We start from the raw sequence: 16,890 nt of genomic DNA, 5'->3' as shown, positions 1-16,890 counted from the left end.
GGGTCGCAGAAATCAATATGCGCAGGTCACAACCGTTTGGCCAAACGCTGTCACCGAAATATATCGGTCATATGGTTAACATATTTCGTAAGGCTTCTCACACTGAGCCCTCAGACGGGCCCGACGCACCCGTTTCGTCGGTGAAAGACCAATCGCCAGTCCACCGCAGGTAGTGGCCTGCCTCCGGCTCCCCAACGGGGCCCATCGACCAGGCACTCATCGGTGACGGCACGAACATGTATCTGTTCTTCGCCGGGGACAATGGCAAGATCTACCGGGCTAGTACGCCTATCGGAAATTTCCCAGGCAGTTTTGGCACGACATCAACAGCGGTCATGAGCGACACGACGAACAACCCGTTCGAAGCGGTCCAGGTCCACAAGCTCCAGGACCAGAACCGATACCTCATGCTCGTCGAGGCGATCAGCTCGCAGGGCCGCTACTTCCGCTCCTTCACCGCCACCAGCCTGAACGGCTCCTGGACGGCGCAGGCCGCAACCGAGAGCAACCCCTTCGCCGGCAAGGCCAACAGCGGCGCCACCTGGACCAACGACATCAGCCACGGCGAGATGGTCCGCACCAACCGCTAGCGGCCCGTCACGAGACCTTGACCGGGCAACCGGCCCATCCTCGGCCCTTCTTCCGAAAATTTTCGGAAGAAGGGCCGAGGATGGGCGCTCGCGCCTGGGCTGCGAACAGACGACTCAACAGCTGGTCAGCTCACTCTTGACGTATCCATATATATGCGCTTATGTTTCCGAAATATTAATTCAATACCCTGAAAGTTTTATCCCCACAATGATGCTTTCCGCTGCCAGCGTGGGGTGACGCCGTTGTCGGCCGAGGGGATGCATGAGCGATCAGCCGCCAAACGACACAGGTGCCCCATCGAGCGGGTCCGCACGATGGCGAGATATCCGGTTCGATCCCATCGATCGACACGAGGCGCTCAATCCACTCAGAGCACTGGCTGAGAAGATCGTCCAGCTTGTGAGGGAGTGGCCGCAGCCGCCGGCGCATTCACCGGAGGCGCAGGGATGAGCACGACCAAAACGGTCGACACGTCACCGGCCACCCGGGATCCGCGCGAGACGAAGCCCGATTCCGCCCGCCGGGAGCGCGCTCCCCGACGTACCTGGCGTCAGGCGCTGCGCCGCGACTGGCAGCTGTATTCGCTGGCGATTGCCCCCCTGTTGTTCTTCGCGATATTCCGGTACCTGCCGATGATCGGCAATGTGATCGCCTTCCGGAAGTTCGAGCCCGGCGGCAGCGTGCTGGGCGAGGAGTGGGTGGGCCTGCGCTATGTGCGGATGTTCCTGAGCGACCCGACGTTCTGGCAGGTGTTCACCAACACGTTGGTCCTCGGCGCGCTGACCCTGCTGTTCTGCTTCCCCATGCCGATCGTGCTCGCCCTGCTGATCAACGAAGTGCGGCACCGGAGCCTCAAGCGGTTCGTCCAGTCGGTGTCCTACCTGCCGCACTTCCTGTCGATGGTGGTCGTGGCCGGCCTCGTCATAGAGCTGCTGTCGGTCGACGGGCCGGTGAACCAGATCCTGCGCGTGGTGGGCGACTACCCCATCACGTTCCTGCAGCAGCCGGAGTGGTTCCGTACGATCTACGTCTCCTCGGAGATGTGGCAGACCGTCGGGTGGGGGACGATCCTCTATCTCGCCGCGCTCACGACCATCGATGACCAGCTGTACGAGGCGGCTCGGATCGACGGCGCGGGCCGATGGCGGCAGACCTGGCACGTGACCCTCCCCGGGATCCGGCCGACCGCGGTCGTCCTGCTGATCCTGAACATCGGGGCGTTCATGGCGGTCGGGTTCGAGAAGGTCCTCCTGCTCTACAACCCGCTGACGTACCCGACCGCGGACGTGATCTCCACGTACCTGTACCGCATGGGCGTGGTCTCCAACAACTTCAGCTACGCCGCGGCGATCGGCCTGTTCGAGGCCCTGATCGGACTGACCCTGGTCCTGTCGGCGAACCTGATCTCCCGTCGCACGGTGGGGACGAGCCTGTGGTGAGCGCAGACAGGACCCGGGGCTACCGCGTATTTCAGGGAGTCAACGCCGTCGTCCTCGCCGGCGTCGTGATCGTGACCCTGTACCCCTTCGTCAACGTCGTCGCCCGCTCGTTGAGCGACGAGAACTTCATCCGGTCGGGTCAGGTCAACCTCATCCCCCGCGGGTTCACCCTCGCAACGTACGAGTACGTGATCTCCGACCCGACGTTCTGGACGAACTACCGCAACACGGTGGTGTACACGGTCGTCGCCACGTTGATCGCGATGTTCATGACCACCTGCTACGCCTACGTCCTGTCCAAGAGACATCTCAAGGGCCGCACGTTCCTGGTCGGGATCGCCGTCTTCACCATGTTCTTCTCCGGCGGCATCATCCCCAACTACGTCCTGATCACCAGTCTTGGACTGAAGGACAGCCTCTGGGCCATCGTCCTGCCGAACGCCATCAGCGTCTTCAACCTCCTGATCATGAAGGCGTTCTTCGAGGGGCTGCCGGTCGAGCTGGAGGAGGCCGCCGCGATCGACGGCATGAGCACCTACGGCATCCTGCTCCGGATCGTGCTGCCGCTGTCGAAGGCGGTGATCGCCACGATGGTGCTCTTCTACGCCGTCGCGTTCTGGAACTCGTGGTTCGCCGCCTTCCTCTACATGAGTCAGTCCGATCTCTTCCCGGTGACCGTCTTCCTGCGCAACCTGATCGCCGGGGCCACCGGCGCGTCGTCCGTCGGCGCCGACGCCATGAACATGACGGTGGCCGCCAACATCAAGGCGGTGACGATGGTGCTCACCATCCTCCCCATCCTGGGGATCTACCCCTTCGTCCAGCGGTACTTCGTCACCGGGATCACGCTCGGCGCGGTCAAGGGATAGCCCCGCCTCAGCCGCTCCCCCGCACCCCCGTTTCCAAAAAAAGGAACTCCCCATGTACCAGATGAACCGGCGTCAGGCGATGGTCTCGATAGGCGCCTTCGCCGTACTCGTCGGCTGCGGCACCGACGATTCCAAGAAGAAGCAGGCCGACAACCTCGCGGCGAACCGGGACGGCTCGATGCCCGGCTACGGCGCCGGTAGCCAGTTCAAGGCCGCCGTGCCGCTCTCGTTCACCGTCCTCTACAACAACCACCCGTTCTACCCGCTCAAGAACGACTGGCTGTTCTGGTCGGAGCTCACCAAGCGGACCAACGTGACGTTCCAGCCGAGCGTGGTGCCGCTCAGCGACTACGAGAACAAGCGCAGCCTGGTGATCGGCGCCGGTGACGCCCCGTTCATCATCCCGAAGACGTACCCCGCCCAGGAGACCCCTTTTGTCGCCTCCGGCTCCATCCTCCCGGTCAGCGACTACCTCGACCTGATGCCGAACTTCAAGGAGAGGGTCGCCAAGTGGAACCTCCAGCCTGACCTGGACACGCTCCGGCAGGCGGACGGCCGCTTCTACCTGCTCCCCGGGCTCCACGAGAACCCCTGGGTGGACTACTCCCTGGCGGTCCGTGCGGACATCCTCGACAAACTCGGGCTCCAGATCCCGCAGACCTGGGAGGAGTTGCGCACCGTGCTGAAGGCGCTGAAGGCGGAGTATCCCGACTCCTACCCCCTGTCGGACCGCTGGGGAACCCTCACACCCGGCGCCAACCTGCTGAACATCATCGGCATCTCCTACGGCGCCCCCGGCGGCTGGGGCTACGGGGAAGGGGTGTGGTGGGACCCCGCTGCCCAGAAGTTCGCCTTCACCGGCGCCATGGAGCCGTACAAGCAGATGCTGCAGTATCTCAACACGCTGGTGAAGGAGGGACTGCTCGACCCGGAGAGCCTCACACAGACCGACGACCTGGCGATCCAGAAACTCGTGTCCGGCAAATCCTTCATGATCAGCACGAACGCGCAGACGCTGGTCAACGAGTATCGGCCGCCGCTGGAGAAGGCGAACCCGGAGGCCAGGCTCGTCAAGATCCCCTTACCCGTCGGCCCGCTCGGACCCATCAAGTACGGCGCGGGGAACACCCGCCTGGAGAACGGCGTCATGATCTCCAAGAAGGCCCGCGACAGCAAGAACTTCGTGGCCATGATGCAGTTCATCGACTGGCTCTGGTACTCCGACGAGGGCCAGGCGTTCGCCAAGTGGGGTGTCGAGGGGGTCACCTACACCAAGGAGGCGTCCGGGAAGTACAAGCTGGCGGCGGACGTCGACTTCGTCGGGCTCAATCCCAAGGCGCCGAAGCACCTGCAGAAGGACTTCGGCTTCTCCAACGGCGTCTTCGTCTACGGCGGGCCCACCGAGCTTCTCCAGTCGACCTTCTCCGAGGAGGAGGTGGCGTTCCAGAAGGTGATGAACGCGAGGAAGCCCGTGCAGGTGCCGCCTCCGCACCCGCTCACCGACGAAGAGCGCGAGCAGGCGACGCTGTGGCAGACACCGCTGGAGGACCACGTCACCCAGAACACGGCCATGTTCATCCTCGGCAAGCGCGACTTCGCCGAGTGGGACGCCTACGTCGGCGAACTCGAGGGCAAGAACATGTCGTCCTTCGTCAACATGGTGAACGCCGCCTACGAGCGCTTCAAGAAGCAGCACGGATGACCACCCCGGGGCCGTTGACCCCCGGGTGCGGCAGAAACGGTCTGCGTGATGGGCGAGGGACAGTGATGCGGACCGAGCCGGAGTCCCCCTGATGATCGACACGACGGCCGGACGCCGGTTCGGCGAAGGACCCCTCTCCCGCGCCTCCGCGCTCGTCTACACCCTGCTCGTGGTCGAGCTCCTCCTCCTGACCGCCACCTTGCCCGGGCTGGTCGGGCTGGTCCTGCTCGACCGCGACGCGGCCAACGTCCCGCTGGCCGCGCTCTGCCTGCTTCCTGCCGGCCCCGCGCTCTCGGCCGCGTTGTACGCGTTGCACCATCGTCGCCTCGATCTCACCGATCTTCATCCCGCGGCGGCGTTCTGGCGCGGCTACAGGGCCAACGCCCGCGAGGTCCTGAAGCTCTGGGTCCCGTGGCTGGTGTGGCTGGCCGTCATCGGGTCGAATCTCGCGAACTTCGTCGCCTCCGGAGTCCCGGGATGGTGGGGCGTGCTGTCGGTCATCATCGCGCTGGCGGCGACCCTCTGGGTCGCCAACGCGCTGGTGATCACCTCCTTGTTCACGTTCCGAGCGAGGGATGCGGCCCGCCTGGCCGCGTACTTCCTCACCCGTTCCCCCAGGGGCTCGCTGGGCAACGCCGGCCTCCTGGTCGTGGCGGCCGGCATCACGCTGGTCGCCACCGAGGTGGCGTCGGCGCTGCTCGCCTCGGTGCTCGCCTCGATGCTCCTGCTGAACAGCCGCTCGATGATCGCCGAGGTCCGCGACAGGTTCACGATCTGAAGCCGCGGGCCCCGTCCGGATCGGCCACCCCATGGCCTCGCACGTCGGCCGAAGGAGACTTGTGACCCTTTTCGAACCTGCCGATATCCACCCGGCGTGGCTGCCGCCGGAGGCCTTCCGGGCGATCGGCTCGCGTCGCACGCTCGTGCGCGGCGACGGCCCCCTCGTCGACACCGTGCGGGAGGAGGTGAAGCGGGCCTGCGCCCGGTACGGCGGCGGCGTGCGGCATCACACGCCAGACGAGACCGGCGACCAGACCGCCGCCGGTGAGCCGTTCGACCTCGTGCTCGCGCTTTCCGCGGCGGGACCGCTGCCGGCCGTCGCCGAGATGGTTCAGGCCGAGTTCCGGCGACGGCGCGGACCCACCGGCCACGCGATCGGCGACGAGGGGTTCGTGATCGCCCGCTCCGGCGGCGTCACGGTGGTGCTCGCCGACGAGGCGGCCGGCCTGCTCCACGGCCTGTTCCACGTCGTACGGCTTGGCGAGCCGGCGTTCGGGGCCGCCCGGCCGCCGGAGCACCACCGGCCCGCGATGCCCCGGCGCATGCTTGATCACTGGGACAACGTCGACGTCCATCCGGTGATGGGCCAGGTCGAGCGCGGCTACGCGGGCGGCTCGATCTTCTGGCGGGACGGCGCCCCGCGCGGCGACCTGGGACGGGTGCGCGCCTACGGGCGGCTGCTGGCCGCGTGCGGGGTGAACGCGGTCACGGTGAACAACGTGAACGTGCACACCACCGAGGCCCACCTGCTGACCGACCGGCTCGGTGACGTCGCCGCGATCGCCGCCGAGCTGAGGCCGTACGGGATCCGGGTGCACCTGTCGGCCGGTTTCGCCTCGCCCGTCGTCCTCGGCGGGTTGCCGACCGCCGACCCGCTCGACGAGGACGTGCGGAAGTGGTGGGCGGAGGCCACCGAGCGGGTGTACGAGACGATCCCCGACTTCGGTGGTTACGTGGTGAAGGCCGACTCGGAGGGCCAGCCGGGACCGTTCGCGTACGGGCGCGACCACGCCGACGGCGCGAACGTGCTCGCCGACGCGCTGGCGCCGTTCGGCGGGGTCGTGCACTGGCGCGCCTTCGTCTACAACCACCGGCAGGACTGGCGCGACCGATCGACCGACCGGGCCCGCGCGGCCCACGACCACTTCGCCCGGCTCGACGGACTGTTCCGGGACAACGTGATCCTCCAGGTGAAGCACGGCCCGATCGACTTCCAGACACGGGAGCCCGTGTCGCCCGTCGTCGCGGCCATGCCCGCCACCCGCGTGGCCGTGGAGCTCCAGGTGACGCAGGAGTACACCGGTCAGCAGCGGCACGTGTGCTACCTCGCCCCCATGTGGAGCGAGGTGCTCGGGTTCCGCCCCTGGGGACCCGCAGGTCCGGCCGTGGCCCACCTCGCCGGCGCGGCGGCGGACGGCGACGGGGAGGCACCCGACGGGCGGGCGCCGGGTGAGGGCGGCGGCCTGGTCGGGGTCTCCAACGTGGGCGACGACGCCTACTGGACCGGCCACCCGCTCGCGCAGGCCAACCTGTACGCGTTCGGCCGGCTCGCCTGGGCGCCGTGGACGGATCCGGCCGCGATCCTCGACGAATGGATCGACCTCACCTTCGTGCCGGTGGCGACGGGCGACCACGAGGGGCTGCGGCGCGTCCTGCACACGATGATGGACGGCTCCTGGCGCACCTACGAGCGCTACACCGCGCCACTCGGCGCCGGGTTCATGGTGCGTCCCGGACATCACTACGGTCCCGACGTCGACGGGTACGAGTACACGCCGTGGGGCACCTACCACTTCGCCGACCGCGACGGCGTCGGGGTGGACCGCACCCGCGCCACCGGGACCGGGTTCACCGGCCAGTACCCGCCGCCCTGGTCACAGGTGTACGAGTCGCTCGAGCGGTGCCCCGACGAGCTGCTGCTGTTCTTCCACCATGTCCCGTACGAGCATGTGCTGCGGGGCGGGTCCACCGTCATCCAGCACATCTACGACACCCATTTCACCGGGGTGGAGCAGGTGGCCGAGGCCCGGTCGCTGTGGGAGACGCTCGCCGGCACCGGATCGGTGCCGGCGGCCCTGCACGCCCGGGTGAAGGACCTCCTCGACGAGCAGTTTCGCTGCGCGCGGGAGTGGCGCGATCAGATCAACGCCTATTTCCTCCGTAAATCGGGGGTGCCCGACGTCCACGGCCGCCACATCCCTTGACGTCCTCCCCGGCTGTGAAAACCGGGGATTCCAGCACCCGGCCTTCCGGCCGGGTCTGTCGGTTCGCGGTTCATCGGCCCGGGCAACCCCGAAGCCTCCCCCGCGCGGACACGGCAACGCCCTGCCGTGCTCAAACAGACACCTGCCCCGCTTGGCTATCGCGGAACACCCCAACTCTATTGAGCCCGACCCCCGCAGCCGGAGAAAACACAAGAAGTGCTTCCTCCCCGCCCTGAAGGACCCCGTTGCCCAATTAGGTGTTTGGGAGTGTCCCACCATGACGAACCCTCGTATGAACGGCTTCAGGAACCGCGTCGGCGGCCTGGCGTTCGGCGGTGACTACAACCCCGAACAGTGGGATCCCGGCGTCTGGCGCGAGGACGTGCGGCTCATGCGGCAGGCCGGCGTCAACGTCGTCACACTCGGCGTCTTCGCATGGGCCTCGCTCGAACCCGAGCCCGGTAAGTACGAGTTCGGCTGGATGGACGAGGTCATGGACCTCCTCCACGACAACGGCATCGCCGTCGACCTGGCCACCCCGACCGCGGCGCCTCCGGTCTGGCTGACGCACCTGCATCCGGAGATCTTCCCGATCATGGCGGACGGCGAGCCGTTCGGGTTCGGGAGCCGCCTGCACTACGACCCCTCCTCGCCGATCTACCGCCGGTACGCGGCCGGCATCACCACCAGGCTCGCCGAGCGGTACTCCTTCCACCCGGCGCTGGCGATGTGGCACATCAGCAACGAGTACGGCCCCACGGCGTACAACGAGGCGAGCTCGGTCAACTTCCGGCGGTGGCTGAAGCGCAGGTACGGCGATCTCGACACCCTCAACGACGCATGGACGACACGCGTCTGGAGCCAGGTCTACACCGACTGGGACCAGATCGAGGTGCCGAACATCCCGCGCACCTGGATGAACCCCAGCCGCATCCTGGACTTCAAACGCTTCATCTCCGACGCCCTTCTGGAGTGCTACCTCGCCGAGCGGGACATCGTCCGCTCCTTCCGCGACGACATCCCGGTTCTGACGAACTTCATGCGCTTCTACCGCAACGCCGACTACTGGAGGTGGGCTCCGCTCCAGGACGCCGTGGCCCTGGACATCTACCCCAACCCCGCCGAGCCCGACTCGCACGTGTCGGCGGCCTTCCAGTTCGACCTGTTCCGCTCGCTCAGGGGCGGGCAGCCGTGGATGCTCATGGAACAGGCGGCCGGTGCGGTCAGCCAGTGGAAGCTCAACGTGGTCAAGGAACCCGGACGGATGCGGCTCGGCTCGCTCCAGGCGGTGGCCCGCGGCGCCGACTCGGTCATGTTCTTCCAGTGGCGGGCCGCCCGCGGCGGCCAGGAACGCTTCCACTCCGCGATGCTGCCGCACTCCGGGCCCGGCTCGCGGACCTTCCGCGAGGTCACCGACCTCGGCCGCGAGGTCGGACTTCTCTCACCCGTGGCGGGGACGACCGGGCGCGCGGAGGTCGCCATCCTGTTCGACTGGAACGGCTGGTGGGGATTGGAGGAGGTCGCCGGGCTCCCCCGCAACGACTTCGGCTACGCCGACACCGTCATGCATCACTACACGCCGCTGTGGGAGCACCACCACGCCGTCGACGTCGTCTCCCCGCACAGCGACCTCGCTCCCTACAGGGTGCTGATCGTGCCCAACGCCTATCTCATCGACGACCCGGGAGTGGAGGCGATCACCGCGTTCGCCCGCGCGGGCGGCACCGTCGTGATGTCCTTCTTCTCCGGGGTGGTGGACGAGTGCAACCGGGTCCGCCCGGACGGCTACCCCGGCGCCTTCCGCCGCCTCATCGGTGCCAAGATCGACGAATACTGGCCGGCGCGCCCCGGCGAGCGGTTCACCGTACGGTTCGCCGACGGTCACACCACGACCGCGAGCTGGTGGCGCGAGGACCTCCACCTCGAGACGGGAACCGCCCTGGCGACCTACGCCGACGGCCTGCTCGAGGGCCGCGCCGCGATCGTCGCCAACGCCTACGGCTCCGGCAGGGTCGTCTACGTCGCCACCCTGCTGGAGGAGGCGGCCCTCGCCGAGGTGCTGCTGGAGGAGGTGCGCGCCGCGGGCGTGGAGAACCGCTTTTCCGGCGTGCCCGCCCAGGTCGAATGCACCGTGCGCGCGGACGAGCGGGAGGAGTACCTCTTCCTTCTCAACCACGACGCCGAACGGACGGCCACCGTTCCCCTGACCGGCCGGGGAACCGACCTCCTCACCGGAACATCCGCCGCCGACGAGATCACCCTGGCCCCCCTCGGAGCCGCGGTGATCCACAGAACACGGCAGGCGCCCACGTGACGCGCCCCGCCACCCTGGACCGGCGCAGACCCGTGTTCATGTTCGTGCCGCCTACTATGAGAGCAGAGGAGGCAGGTGATCAAGTGCGCTACGTTGCCTACATCGGCAATCTGACCCGGCTGGCCGTCGAACTGGCCAACGGTGACGAGCCCAGCGAGCTGCGGCGAGAGTTCTTCCGCCAGCATCACATAGCCGAACCGGACACCGACGAGCTGGGCGGTCTCCTTCGGCCCCTGCGCGAAGCGGTCGCGGCCGTCGCGGACACCGGACCGATCGCCCCCGTCAACCTGCTTCTGAAACGCTTCCCGCCCGCGATCCATGTCAGCGAGCACGACGGGGAGGGCCAGCAGCACCTGCACTTCGCCCCCGACGGCGAGGAGCCCATCGCTTGGCTTGGCCGCAGCTGCGCCGCGGCCCTCGCACACGCGATCTGTGGAGACCCGGAGGTGACCGTGGGTCGCTGCCAGGCGGACGGTTGCACTCGCTTCTACGTCGACGACTCGCGCAACCGCAGCCGCCGCTTCTGCTCCAACACCTGCGCCAGCCGGACGACCGTCGCCAACCACCGCGCCCGCCGCAAGGCAGCCACCATCCGATGATGCCGCGGGCGCGATCCCGTCAACGATCCACCCAAGCACCTCGCTCACCAGGTCGGGCAGTGTGCCGATGGCTCCTCTGCCGCTCCATGTGACGTCGTGTGCCCGGCGAAGATCTGGCGCGACAGCTCGATGGGCTGATTCGACTGCCGGGCGGGCCGCAACCCTCCATGTAGTCGCTGTAATTCATTTGACCACCTACATTCCCGGCTCTTAACGTAGGCAGCATGATAGCTGATGACACCTACACAAGCCTTGGCGCGGCCCGCCGCCTCCACGTACTCGGTGACTGGGATCACGCCGCTGCGCTGCTGGCCAACGAGCAGAGCACCGAGGCGCTCGAACTGAAGGCCGAGATCCTGTACGAGCGGTTCTTGTTCCGAGTCGACGGCATCGAAGCCGCGGCCGACGCGATAGCGGCCCTCGATCCGGAATCGCCGCAAGCTCGTCTGCTCACCGCCCGGCTCGCCTACACCCGTCTGCTGTTCCAGCTGGACCCGCTGCCAGATGACTACGAGACCGCAGAGGCCGGGTACCGCTTCGCCGCCGCCGACCCGAAGGCGCACGGATGGGGCGAGTTCCACTGGGGTGCGCTCCTCGACAACGTCCGCGAAGACAGTGCTGCCGCGAAGGCGCATTACACCAAGGCTCTACAAGCCTCCCACCAGGAAGGCGACTTGATTCTCGAGTCCATCGTGCTCCGCCACCTGGCCTGGCATGTGATCGGCGACGGCGATCGCGAAGAGGGGCTGCGCATGCTGCGACGCTCGCTTCATCTACGCTCCGCAGCCGGCATGCGTCCGCAGATCGCCGCGGCCCAGCTGTTGCTCGCCGGTGAGCTGCCCGAGGACGATCCTGAGCGTGCCACACTCGTCGAGACTGCTCGGAACCTAGCCGACGAACTGGGCCTCAACTGGGTTCGGACCGGCCTCGAGAAGCTGGCCGCCTGAAGGCCTGCGGCCGCTGGGGCTGGGCACCGCCGCTCGAAACGGTTCCGTCGACGTCGTGGGCGAGGACGGCGACGGAACCCTATCGATGGTCATCGCTGGTGTGCCGTGGGCACGGGCCGGTCATGGCACCACGACGAGTCGCCTGCCTTTGAGGTCGGTCCGCTGCCAGGCGGTCTCGATGTCGCTCAGCGGGACCTTCTCCACCTCGAAGGTGAGCTCGCCGGACCGCGTCCACGTCACGATCTGCTGGTACACCTCGTCCATGGTCTCCGGGCCGAGGCCCTTGGCCGCGCCGTAGATCTCCACGCCGGAGGTGCGCAGGCTTGCCCCGGCGAGGGCGAGCTCGGTGCCGGCCGACTCGCCGATCTGGACGACCCGGGTCGGCTTGCCGAATGCGAAAGATTGCGGAACCAGCGTGCGCAGCAGGATCTCGGTGGGCCTGCCCCACAGGTAGTCCACGACGATGTCGTAGCCGTCCCCCTTGGCGTCGAGGTACGCCTGCGCCAGCGCCTCGTCGGAGACCGCGGTGTTGATGACGGTGTCGGCGCCGAGTGCCTGGACCTCGCGCAGTTGCCCGTCGTCGCGGCCGGTGGCGATGATCCGGCCGGCGCCCAGCAACCGGGCCACCTTGACCGCGAGCCGCCCCGCGACCCCGGTGGCGCCCTGCACCAGCACCGTCTCTCCCGGTACGAACCCGGCGGCCGTTTTCATCGACATTGCGGTGATGGCCGAGGCCATCACGGTCATCACGGCCGGGTCGATGCCCTCGGAAATCGGGATGAAGGAGCCGCGGGGCACCACGGCCTTCTCGGCGAGCGCGCCGTAGGGCAGGCGGACGTTGCCGAACCCGACGAGGGTGCCGTCCGGCAGGGCGCCGATGCCGTCGAAAGCGGGGATCACCGGGAACCGGCCGATGTACTTCTCGCTGGCATAGTGGGTGCCGGCCGCGATCGCCTTGTCGACGTTCTCGACGGCGACCGCCTTGACGTCGATGATCACCTCGTCGTCACCGGCGACCGGGTCGGGGAAGTTTTCATAGCGCGGGATGCCGCCGACCTCGTGGAGCACCGCCGCTTTCATCACAGCTCCTGGCCGAAGAAGCGGGCGATGCGGTTCTGCCACGCCACCAGGACCCGAGGCGGGCGGGCCGGGGAGTGGTTCAACCCGTGGTTCTGTGAGCGGTGCGCGACGGAAGACCGCCACGCGCGGCCGTGGCGGGTCCCCCCTTGGTGTCCGGCCGGCCGCTCGGCGTGCGCGGGAACCCCTGGAATGCGATGGGTCACCTGGTGCAGCAGGTCGCGGAACGAAGGTTCGGCTGTCATCGTCATCCTCCTGTGGTGTGGAGCGTGCGAAGGCATGGAAGACGTGTGTCCCCACGCGTCGGCCCGACGTCTCTCTATCGCCGATAGAGAGACCCTAGCACTGATAGAGTGAAAACGAGAAGAGAGGTTTCGAACGTTGGCATTGGACAGACAGCGGATCGTCGCCGAGGCCGTCGCGCTACTGGACGCCGAGGGTCTCGACGGCGTGACCACGCGCAAACTGGCCGCACGCCTCGGAGTGCAGTCGCCGACCCTTTACTGGCACATCCCGAACAAGGCGGCGCTGGTCACCGCGATCGCCGAGGCGATTCTTGAGCAGCAGTTCCCCGAGATGGCGTCGCCCGCGCCGGAGGAGTGCTGGCAGGACTGGCTGATCGGCCTGGCCGGGCGGCTGCGGCGCGCGTTGCTGGCTCACCCGGACGGAGCCCGGATCATCGCGGCCTCCCAGCTGTCCCTCAAGATGGCCGCCATCTCCGAACTGGCGATGAGCACACTGGTCGGACGGGGCATTCCCTTGCGGCAGGCTCGCCTGATCGTGTTGACGGTGTTGCGCTTCACCGTCGGCTACGTCCTGGAGGAACAGCTCGGCCCCCCCGACGCGGACGCCCTGGACGGCTTCGACATGGCCGCGTACGCCGCGGCGTACCCCACCGTGATGGCCGGTGTGGCCGAGTACTTCCGACCCGGCCATACCGTCGACGACCTGTTCCGCGATTGTCTGGAACAGATCATCCATGGTCCTGCCGCGCAGTCCGGCCCCACGTCCTGACCGGTCAGCCGCGCCGCAGGCGAGTGAGCCCTGGCACGAGCGCCCCGAGTCGCCCAACACGGCAAGCCGACATCGTCGCCGTTTCACAGGCCCTCGCCTGTGAAACAGCGACCCCGGCCGGGAACGGGTGCAGCGCCCAGAGCCCCGTGTGTGATCTACCGCACTTCAGATACTGAAATATTGCAGATTACGAAAGTTCATCTCTACCCTCGACGTTGTGACCATCGTGGACAGCGCTGACGAGCTCGGACGGAGACACCGCAAGAAGCTCGAGACCCGTGCGGCGCTGGAGCATGCCGCCCTGACGCTGGTGGCCGAGCGTGGCCTGGCAGGGGTCACGGTGGAGGACATCGCCGAGGCCGTAGACGTCTCCTCACGCACGTTCTTCAACTACTTCCCGTCCAAGGAGGACGCGCTCATCGGCCCGAGCCCGGCGTCCGCCACCGAACTGCGCGAGCGGCTGGAGGCCCTGCCCTCGGACGTGCCGGTCCTGGAGGCGCTGCGGCTGATGTCCCGGGTCGAAGCCGAGCGCGTCCAGGAACAGCGCGAGCAATGGCTGCTGCGGTTGAAGGTGTTCGAGCAGAACCCATCGCTGCTCCCGCGTCTCGTCGCCGGCGGAACCGAGACCGAACGCGTCGTGACGTCCGCCGTCGCCCGCTGGGTCGGCGTCGAGCTGGGTACGAGCGGCTATCCCGAACTGGCCACCGCGGCGGCCATGGCGGCCTTCCGGGTGGCGATGATCCGCTGGAGCGCCGCAGGCGGCCGCCCGTCGCTGCCCAACCTGGTCGACGAGGCCTTTTCCCAGCTCGCGGCGGGCCTGCCCAATCCGTGACCGCACCGGTCACCCTCTTTTCGATCGTCCCCGTAAACGCTTTTCGTTGAGCCGGCGCTGCCACAGGAGTCCTGCGGCAGCGCGGATCCCTGCCCGAGAGAACGAGGAAAGATGGCATCTATCAGCGCGCAGCCCGAGCCTGTGGTCGTGGCGCCCACGTCAAGGAGAAAAGTTCTGCAGGCCTTGTCGGGGCTGATGGTGGGCATGTTCGTGTCCATCCTCGCCTCGACCATTGTGGCCAATGCCCTGCCGCGCATCATCACCGACCTGCAGGGCTCGCAGACCGTCTACACCTGGATCGTCACCACGGAACTTCTGGCCATGACGGCCACGGTGCCGCTCTGGGGCAAGATGGCCGACCTGTACAACAAGAAGCTGCTGATCCAGCTCTCGCTGGGACTGTTCGTGGTGGGCTCGCTGATCGCGGGCCTCACCCCGAACGTGGAGATCCTCATCGTCAGCCGTGTCGTCCAGGGCGTCGGCGCCGGCGGCATGACCGCGCTGGCCATGATCGTGATGGCCGCCCTGATCCCGCCGCGTGAGCTCGGCCGCTACGCCGGCATCTTCGGCGCCGTGTTCGGCGTCGGCACCGTCGCGGGCCCGCTCATCGGCGGCGTGCTCGTGGACACCTCCTGGCTCGGCTGGCGCTGGTGCTTCCTGCTCGGCGTGCCGTTCACGATCCTGGCCATCATCCTGCTGCAGCGCACCCTCAACCTGCCGGTGGTGCGCAAGGAAGTCAAGATCGACTATCTCGGCGCACTGCTCATCACGGTGGGCGTGTCCACCCTGCTGATCTGGTCGTCGCTGGCGGGCAACCAGTTCGCGTGGGGCTCCTGGCAGACCGCCGTGCTCGTCGCCGGCGGTGTGCTCGTCCTCGCGCTGGCCGTCTGGGTGGAGTCGCGGGCGCCCGAGCCGATCATCCCCCTGGCCATCTTCAAGAACCGCACCGTCGCCCTGGCCACCATAGCCAGCGTGCTGGTCGGCGTGGCAATGTTCGGCGGCACGGTCTTCCTGTCCCAGTACTTTCAGGTGGCGCTCGGCAAATCCCCGACGGTCGCCGGCCTGATGAGCCTGCCGATGGTGTTCGGCCTGCTGATCTCTTCCACCGTGGCGGGTCAGCTCATCACCAAGTGGGGCCGCTGGAAGGGCTTCCTGGTGGCCGGCGGCGTCGTCATGCTCGCCGGAATGGGCCTGCTCAGCACCATCGACGGCCGGACCGGCACGGTGATGCTCGGCGTCTACATGGCCGTGCTCGGCATCGGCGTGGGCATGCTGATGCAGAACCTGGTCCTTGCCGCCCAGAACGACGTGCCCGCCCACGACCTCGGCGTCACCACCTCGGTGCTGACCTTCTTCCGCAGCATGGGCGGCGCGGTCGGCGTCAGTGCGCTGGGCGCGGTGTTGGCCAACCGGATCACGACGCTCATGGCGGAGAAGCTTGGCCCGATGGCCGCCGGTGGCGGGGGCGGCGACAGCAACGCCGTACCCGACATCTCCAAGCTGCCCGCTCCCGTCGTCCGCGTCATCCAGGACGTGTACGCGACCGCTACGGCGGACCTGTTTCTCATCGGCGTTCCACTCACCGCGCTCGCGCTGGTGGCGGTGCTGTTCATCAAGGAGAAGCCGCTCAACACCCTGTCGGGGGAGGAACGCCTGGCCCGGGAACGCGACACGGCCGCCCATCACTGAGCGGCTCCCGGTCACGGGGCTTGAGCAGGCACGCTATGGCCCTCAACCAGGGCAAATGCCTGCCGTCACCGAATCGTCGTCAAGATCGCTTTCCTGGCGCCCAAATCCGGTCCGATCCTCCCCGGAGGCCTTAACGGCACCCCGTGGTGTGGGCGTTCTTCGAAACGGCGGCGTACTGGATTGACTTTTCCGTTCCACCTGGCCGGCGGTTCGATGCCCGTGCTCCGGCACCGAACCGCCGACCAGGCGCTCCCGGTCCGTCCCGGCCGGTCAGATCGGCGACGTGAGCCGAGGTCAGATCCGGGTCATGATGGATTCGTATCCGCCTCCGCCGGGGTAGACCCAGGCGCCGGTGACGGTGGTGCCGTCGGCGCTGAACATTCCTTCGTAGTAGGCGGGGCCGCCCTTCGCGCCGCCCCAGATGGTCAACTTGTCGCCGGTCAGCTCGTACACGTAGTCGAGGGTGTTTCCGGTCGAGTCGTAGAAGCGCGACACCACGTCCGTGCCGGCCGGCTCGCCGAACGGGCGCAGGTTTCCGATCACTTCCAGACCGGTGACAGGCTGGCCGAACTGGGTGAGGTCGACATGCTGGAGCAGGAAGAAGCCGCCGGGCATCCACTCGTACCGCACGGTTCCCTCAGCGCCGCCGGTGATCGCCCAGGTGCCGACCAGGCGATCCAGGGCCTTCACATCGGCGTTCGGCTGATAGGTCTCCGTCATCTCGGACATCTCATTCTCCTTGTGGCTTGGGTGACTGCTTGCCGGTACCTCGGAGCCCGCTCACGAGCTTCGACACGATCCGGGTGTGTTTCAGATCACATCGCGGCCGTGTC

The 16,890-nt window shown here is 67.5% G+C and carries 14 protein-coding genes and 1 pseudogene; 12 read left to right on the top strand and 3 right to left on the bottom strand.

What is annotated here, in order from left to right:
- Positions 1 to 194: 194 nt before the first annotated feature.
- The 9 genes and pseudogenes from DKM19_RS20580 to DKM19_RS20540 all read left to right on the top strand — a co-directional run.
- Positions 195 to 590 (top strand): annotated as a pseudogene (locus DKM19_RS20580) (non-reducing end alpha-L-arabinofuranosidase family hydrolase); the annotation flags it as partial.
- 447 nt (positions 591 to 1,037) lie between these two features.
- Positions 1,038 to 2,030: a sugar ABC transporter permease gene (locus DKM19_RS20575; RefSeq protein WP_110697501.1), complete on the top strand. Its 993-nt coding sequence runs from the start codon at positions 1,038 to 1,040 to the stop codon at positions 2,028 to 2,030.
- Positions 2,027 to 2,899, top strand: a complete 873-nt coding sequence (locus DKM19_RS20570) for a carbohydrate ABC transporter permease (RefSeq protein ID WP_239514350.1) — start codon at positions 2,027 to 2,029, stop codon at positions 2,897 to 2,899. The genes DKM19_RS20575 and DKM19_RS20570 overlap by 4 nt, the downstream gene beginning before the upstream one ends.
- A 52-nt stretch (positions 2,900 to 2,951) precedes the next feature.
- Positions 2,952 to 4,601 carry an extracellular solute-binding protein gene (locus tag DKM19_RS20565; RefSeq protein ID WP_110697497.1) on the top strand — a complete coding sequence of 550 codons (1,650 nt, stop codon included), beginning with the start codon at positions 2,952 to 2,954 and terminating at the stop codon, positions 4,599 to 4,601.
- A gap of 91 nt (positions 4,602 to 4,692) precedes the next feature.
- Positions 4,693 to 5,379 carry a DUF624 domain-containing protein gene (locus DKM19_RS20560; protein WP_110697495.1) on the top strand — a complete coding sequence of 229 codons (687 nt, stop codon included), beginning with the start codon at positions 4,693 to 4,695 and terminating at the stop codon, positions 5,377 to 5,379.
- A 61-nt stretch (positions 5,380 to 5,440) separates the two neighbouring features.
- Positions 5,441 to 7,585, top strand: a complete 2,145-nt coding sequence (locus DKM19_RS20555; protein ID WP_239514349.1) for an alpha-glucuronidase — start codon at positions 5,441 to 5,443, stop codon at positions 7,583 to 7,585.
- Between the two features lie 277 nt (positions 7,586 to 7,862).
- Complete coding sequence (locus DKM19_RS20550; RefSeq protein WP_239514348.1) at positions 7,863 to 9,899, top strand: beta-galactosidase; 2,037 nt, start codon at positions 7,863 to 7,865, stop codon at positions 9,897 to 9,899.
- An 83-nt stretch (positions 9,900 to 9,982) separates the two neighbouring features.
- The gene (locus DKM19_RS20545) at positions 9,983 to 10,498 is read left to right on the top strand and encodes a CGNR zinc finger domain-containing protein (RefSeq protein ID WP_110697489.1); all 516 of its coding nucleotides are present in this window, start codon (positions 9,983 to 9,985) and stop codon (positions 10,496 to 10,498) included.
- Positions 10,499 to 10,722: 224 nt separating this feature from the next.
- A complete protein-coding gene (locus DKM19_RS20540) occupies positions 10,723 to 11,445 on the top strand; it encodes a hypothetical protein (RefSeq protein ID WP_110697487.1) in 723 nt (240 codons plus the stop codon).
- Positions 11,446 to 11,565: 120 nt separating this feature from the next.
- Here the strand turns inward: DKM19_RS20540 and DKM19_RS20535 are convergent, their stop codons facing one another.
- Positions 11,566 to 12,525 carry a zinc-binding alcohol dehydrogenase family protein gene (locus DKM19_RS20535; protein WP_110697485.1) on the bottom strand — a complete coding sequence of 320 codons (960 nt, stop codon included), beginning with the start codon at positions 12,523 to 12,525 and terminating at the stop codon, positions 11,566 to 11,568.
- Positions 12,525 to 12,767, bottom strand: a complete 243-nt coding sequence (locus tag DKM19_RS20530; RefSeq protein WP_110697483.1) for a hypothetical protein — start codon at positions 12,765 to 12,767, stop codon at positions 12,525 to 12,527. Before DKM19_RS20530 ends, DKM19_RS20535 begins: the two co-directional genes overlap by 1 nt.
- A 136-nt stretch (positions 12,768 to 12,903) precedes the next feature.
- Here DKM19_RS20530 and DKM19_RS20525 point away from each other — a divergent pair, with 136 nt between their 5' ends.
- The 3 genes from DKM19_RS20525 to DKM19_RS20515 all read left to right on the top strand — a co-directional run bounded on the left by DKM19_RS20525 (position 12,904) and on the right by DKM19_RS20515 (position 16,057).
- Positions 12,904 to 13,536 carry a TetR/AcrR family transcriptional regulator C-terminal domain-containing protein gene (locus DKM19_RS20525; RefSeq protein WP_110697481.1) on the top strand — a complete coding sequence of 211 codons (633 nt, stop codon included), beginning with the start codon at positions 12,904 to 12,906 and terminating at the stop codon, positions 13,534 to 13,536.
- Between the two features lie 226 nt (positions 13,537 to 13,762).
- Positions 13,763 to 14,368, top strand: a complete 606-nt coding sequence (locus tag DKM19_RS20520; protein WP_110705847.1) for a TetR family transcriptional regulator — start codon at positions 13,763 to 13,765, stop codon at positions 14,366 to 14,368.
- 111 nt (positions 14,369 to 14,479) lie between these two features.
- Positions 14,480 to 16,057 (top strand): MDR family MFS transporter, encoded by a 1,578-nt coding sequence (locus DKM19_RS20515; RefSeq protein ID WP_110697479.1) that lies wholly within the window; start codon positions 14,480 to 14,482, stop codon positions 16,055 to 16,057.
- A 294-nt stretch (positions 16,058 to 16,351) separates the two neighbouring features.
- Here DKM19_RS20515 and DKM19_RS20510 read toward each other — a convergent pair whose 3' ends face one another.
- Positions 16,352 to 16,786: a hypothetical protein gene (locus tag DKM19_RS20510; RefSeq protein ID WP_110697478.1), complete on the bottom strand. Its 435-nt coding sequence runs from the start codon at positions 16,784 to 16,786 to the stop codon at positions 16,352 to 16,354.
- Between the last annotated feature and the right edge of the window lie 104 nt (positions 16,787 to 16,890).

The organism is Streptosporangium sp. 'caverna' (assembly GCF_003203775.1).
Taxonomy (GTDB): Bacteria; Actinomycetota; Actinomycetes; order Streptosporangiales; family Streptosporangiaceae; genus Streptosporangium; species Streptosporangium subroseum.
Note: the sequence above shows the minus strand (reverse complement) of the source record. Positions and strands in the feature narration are given on the sequence as shown.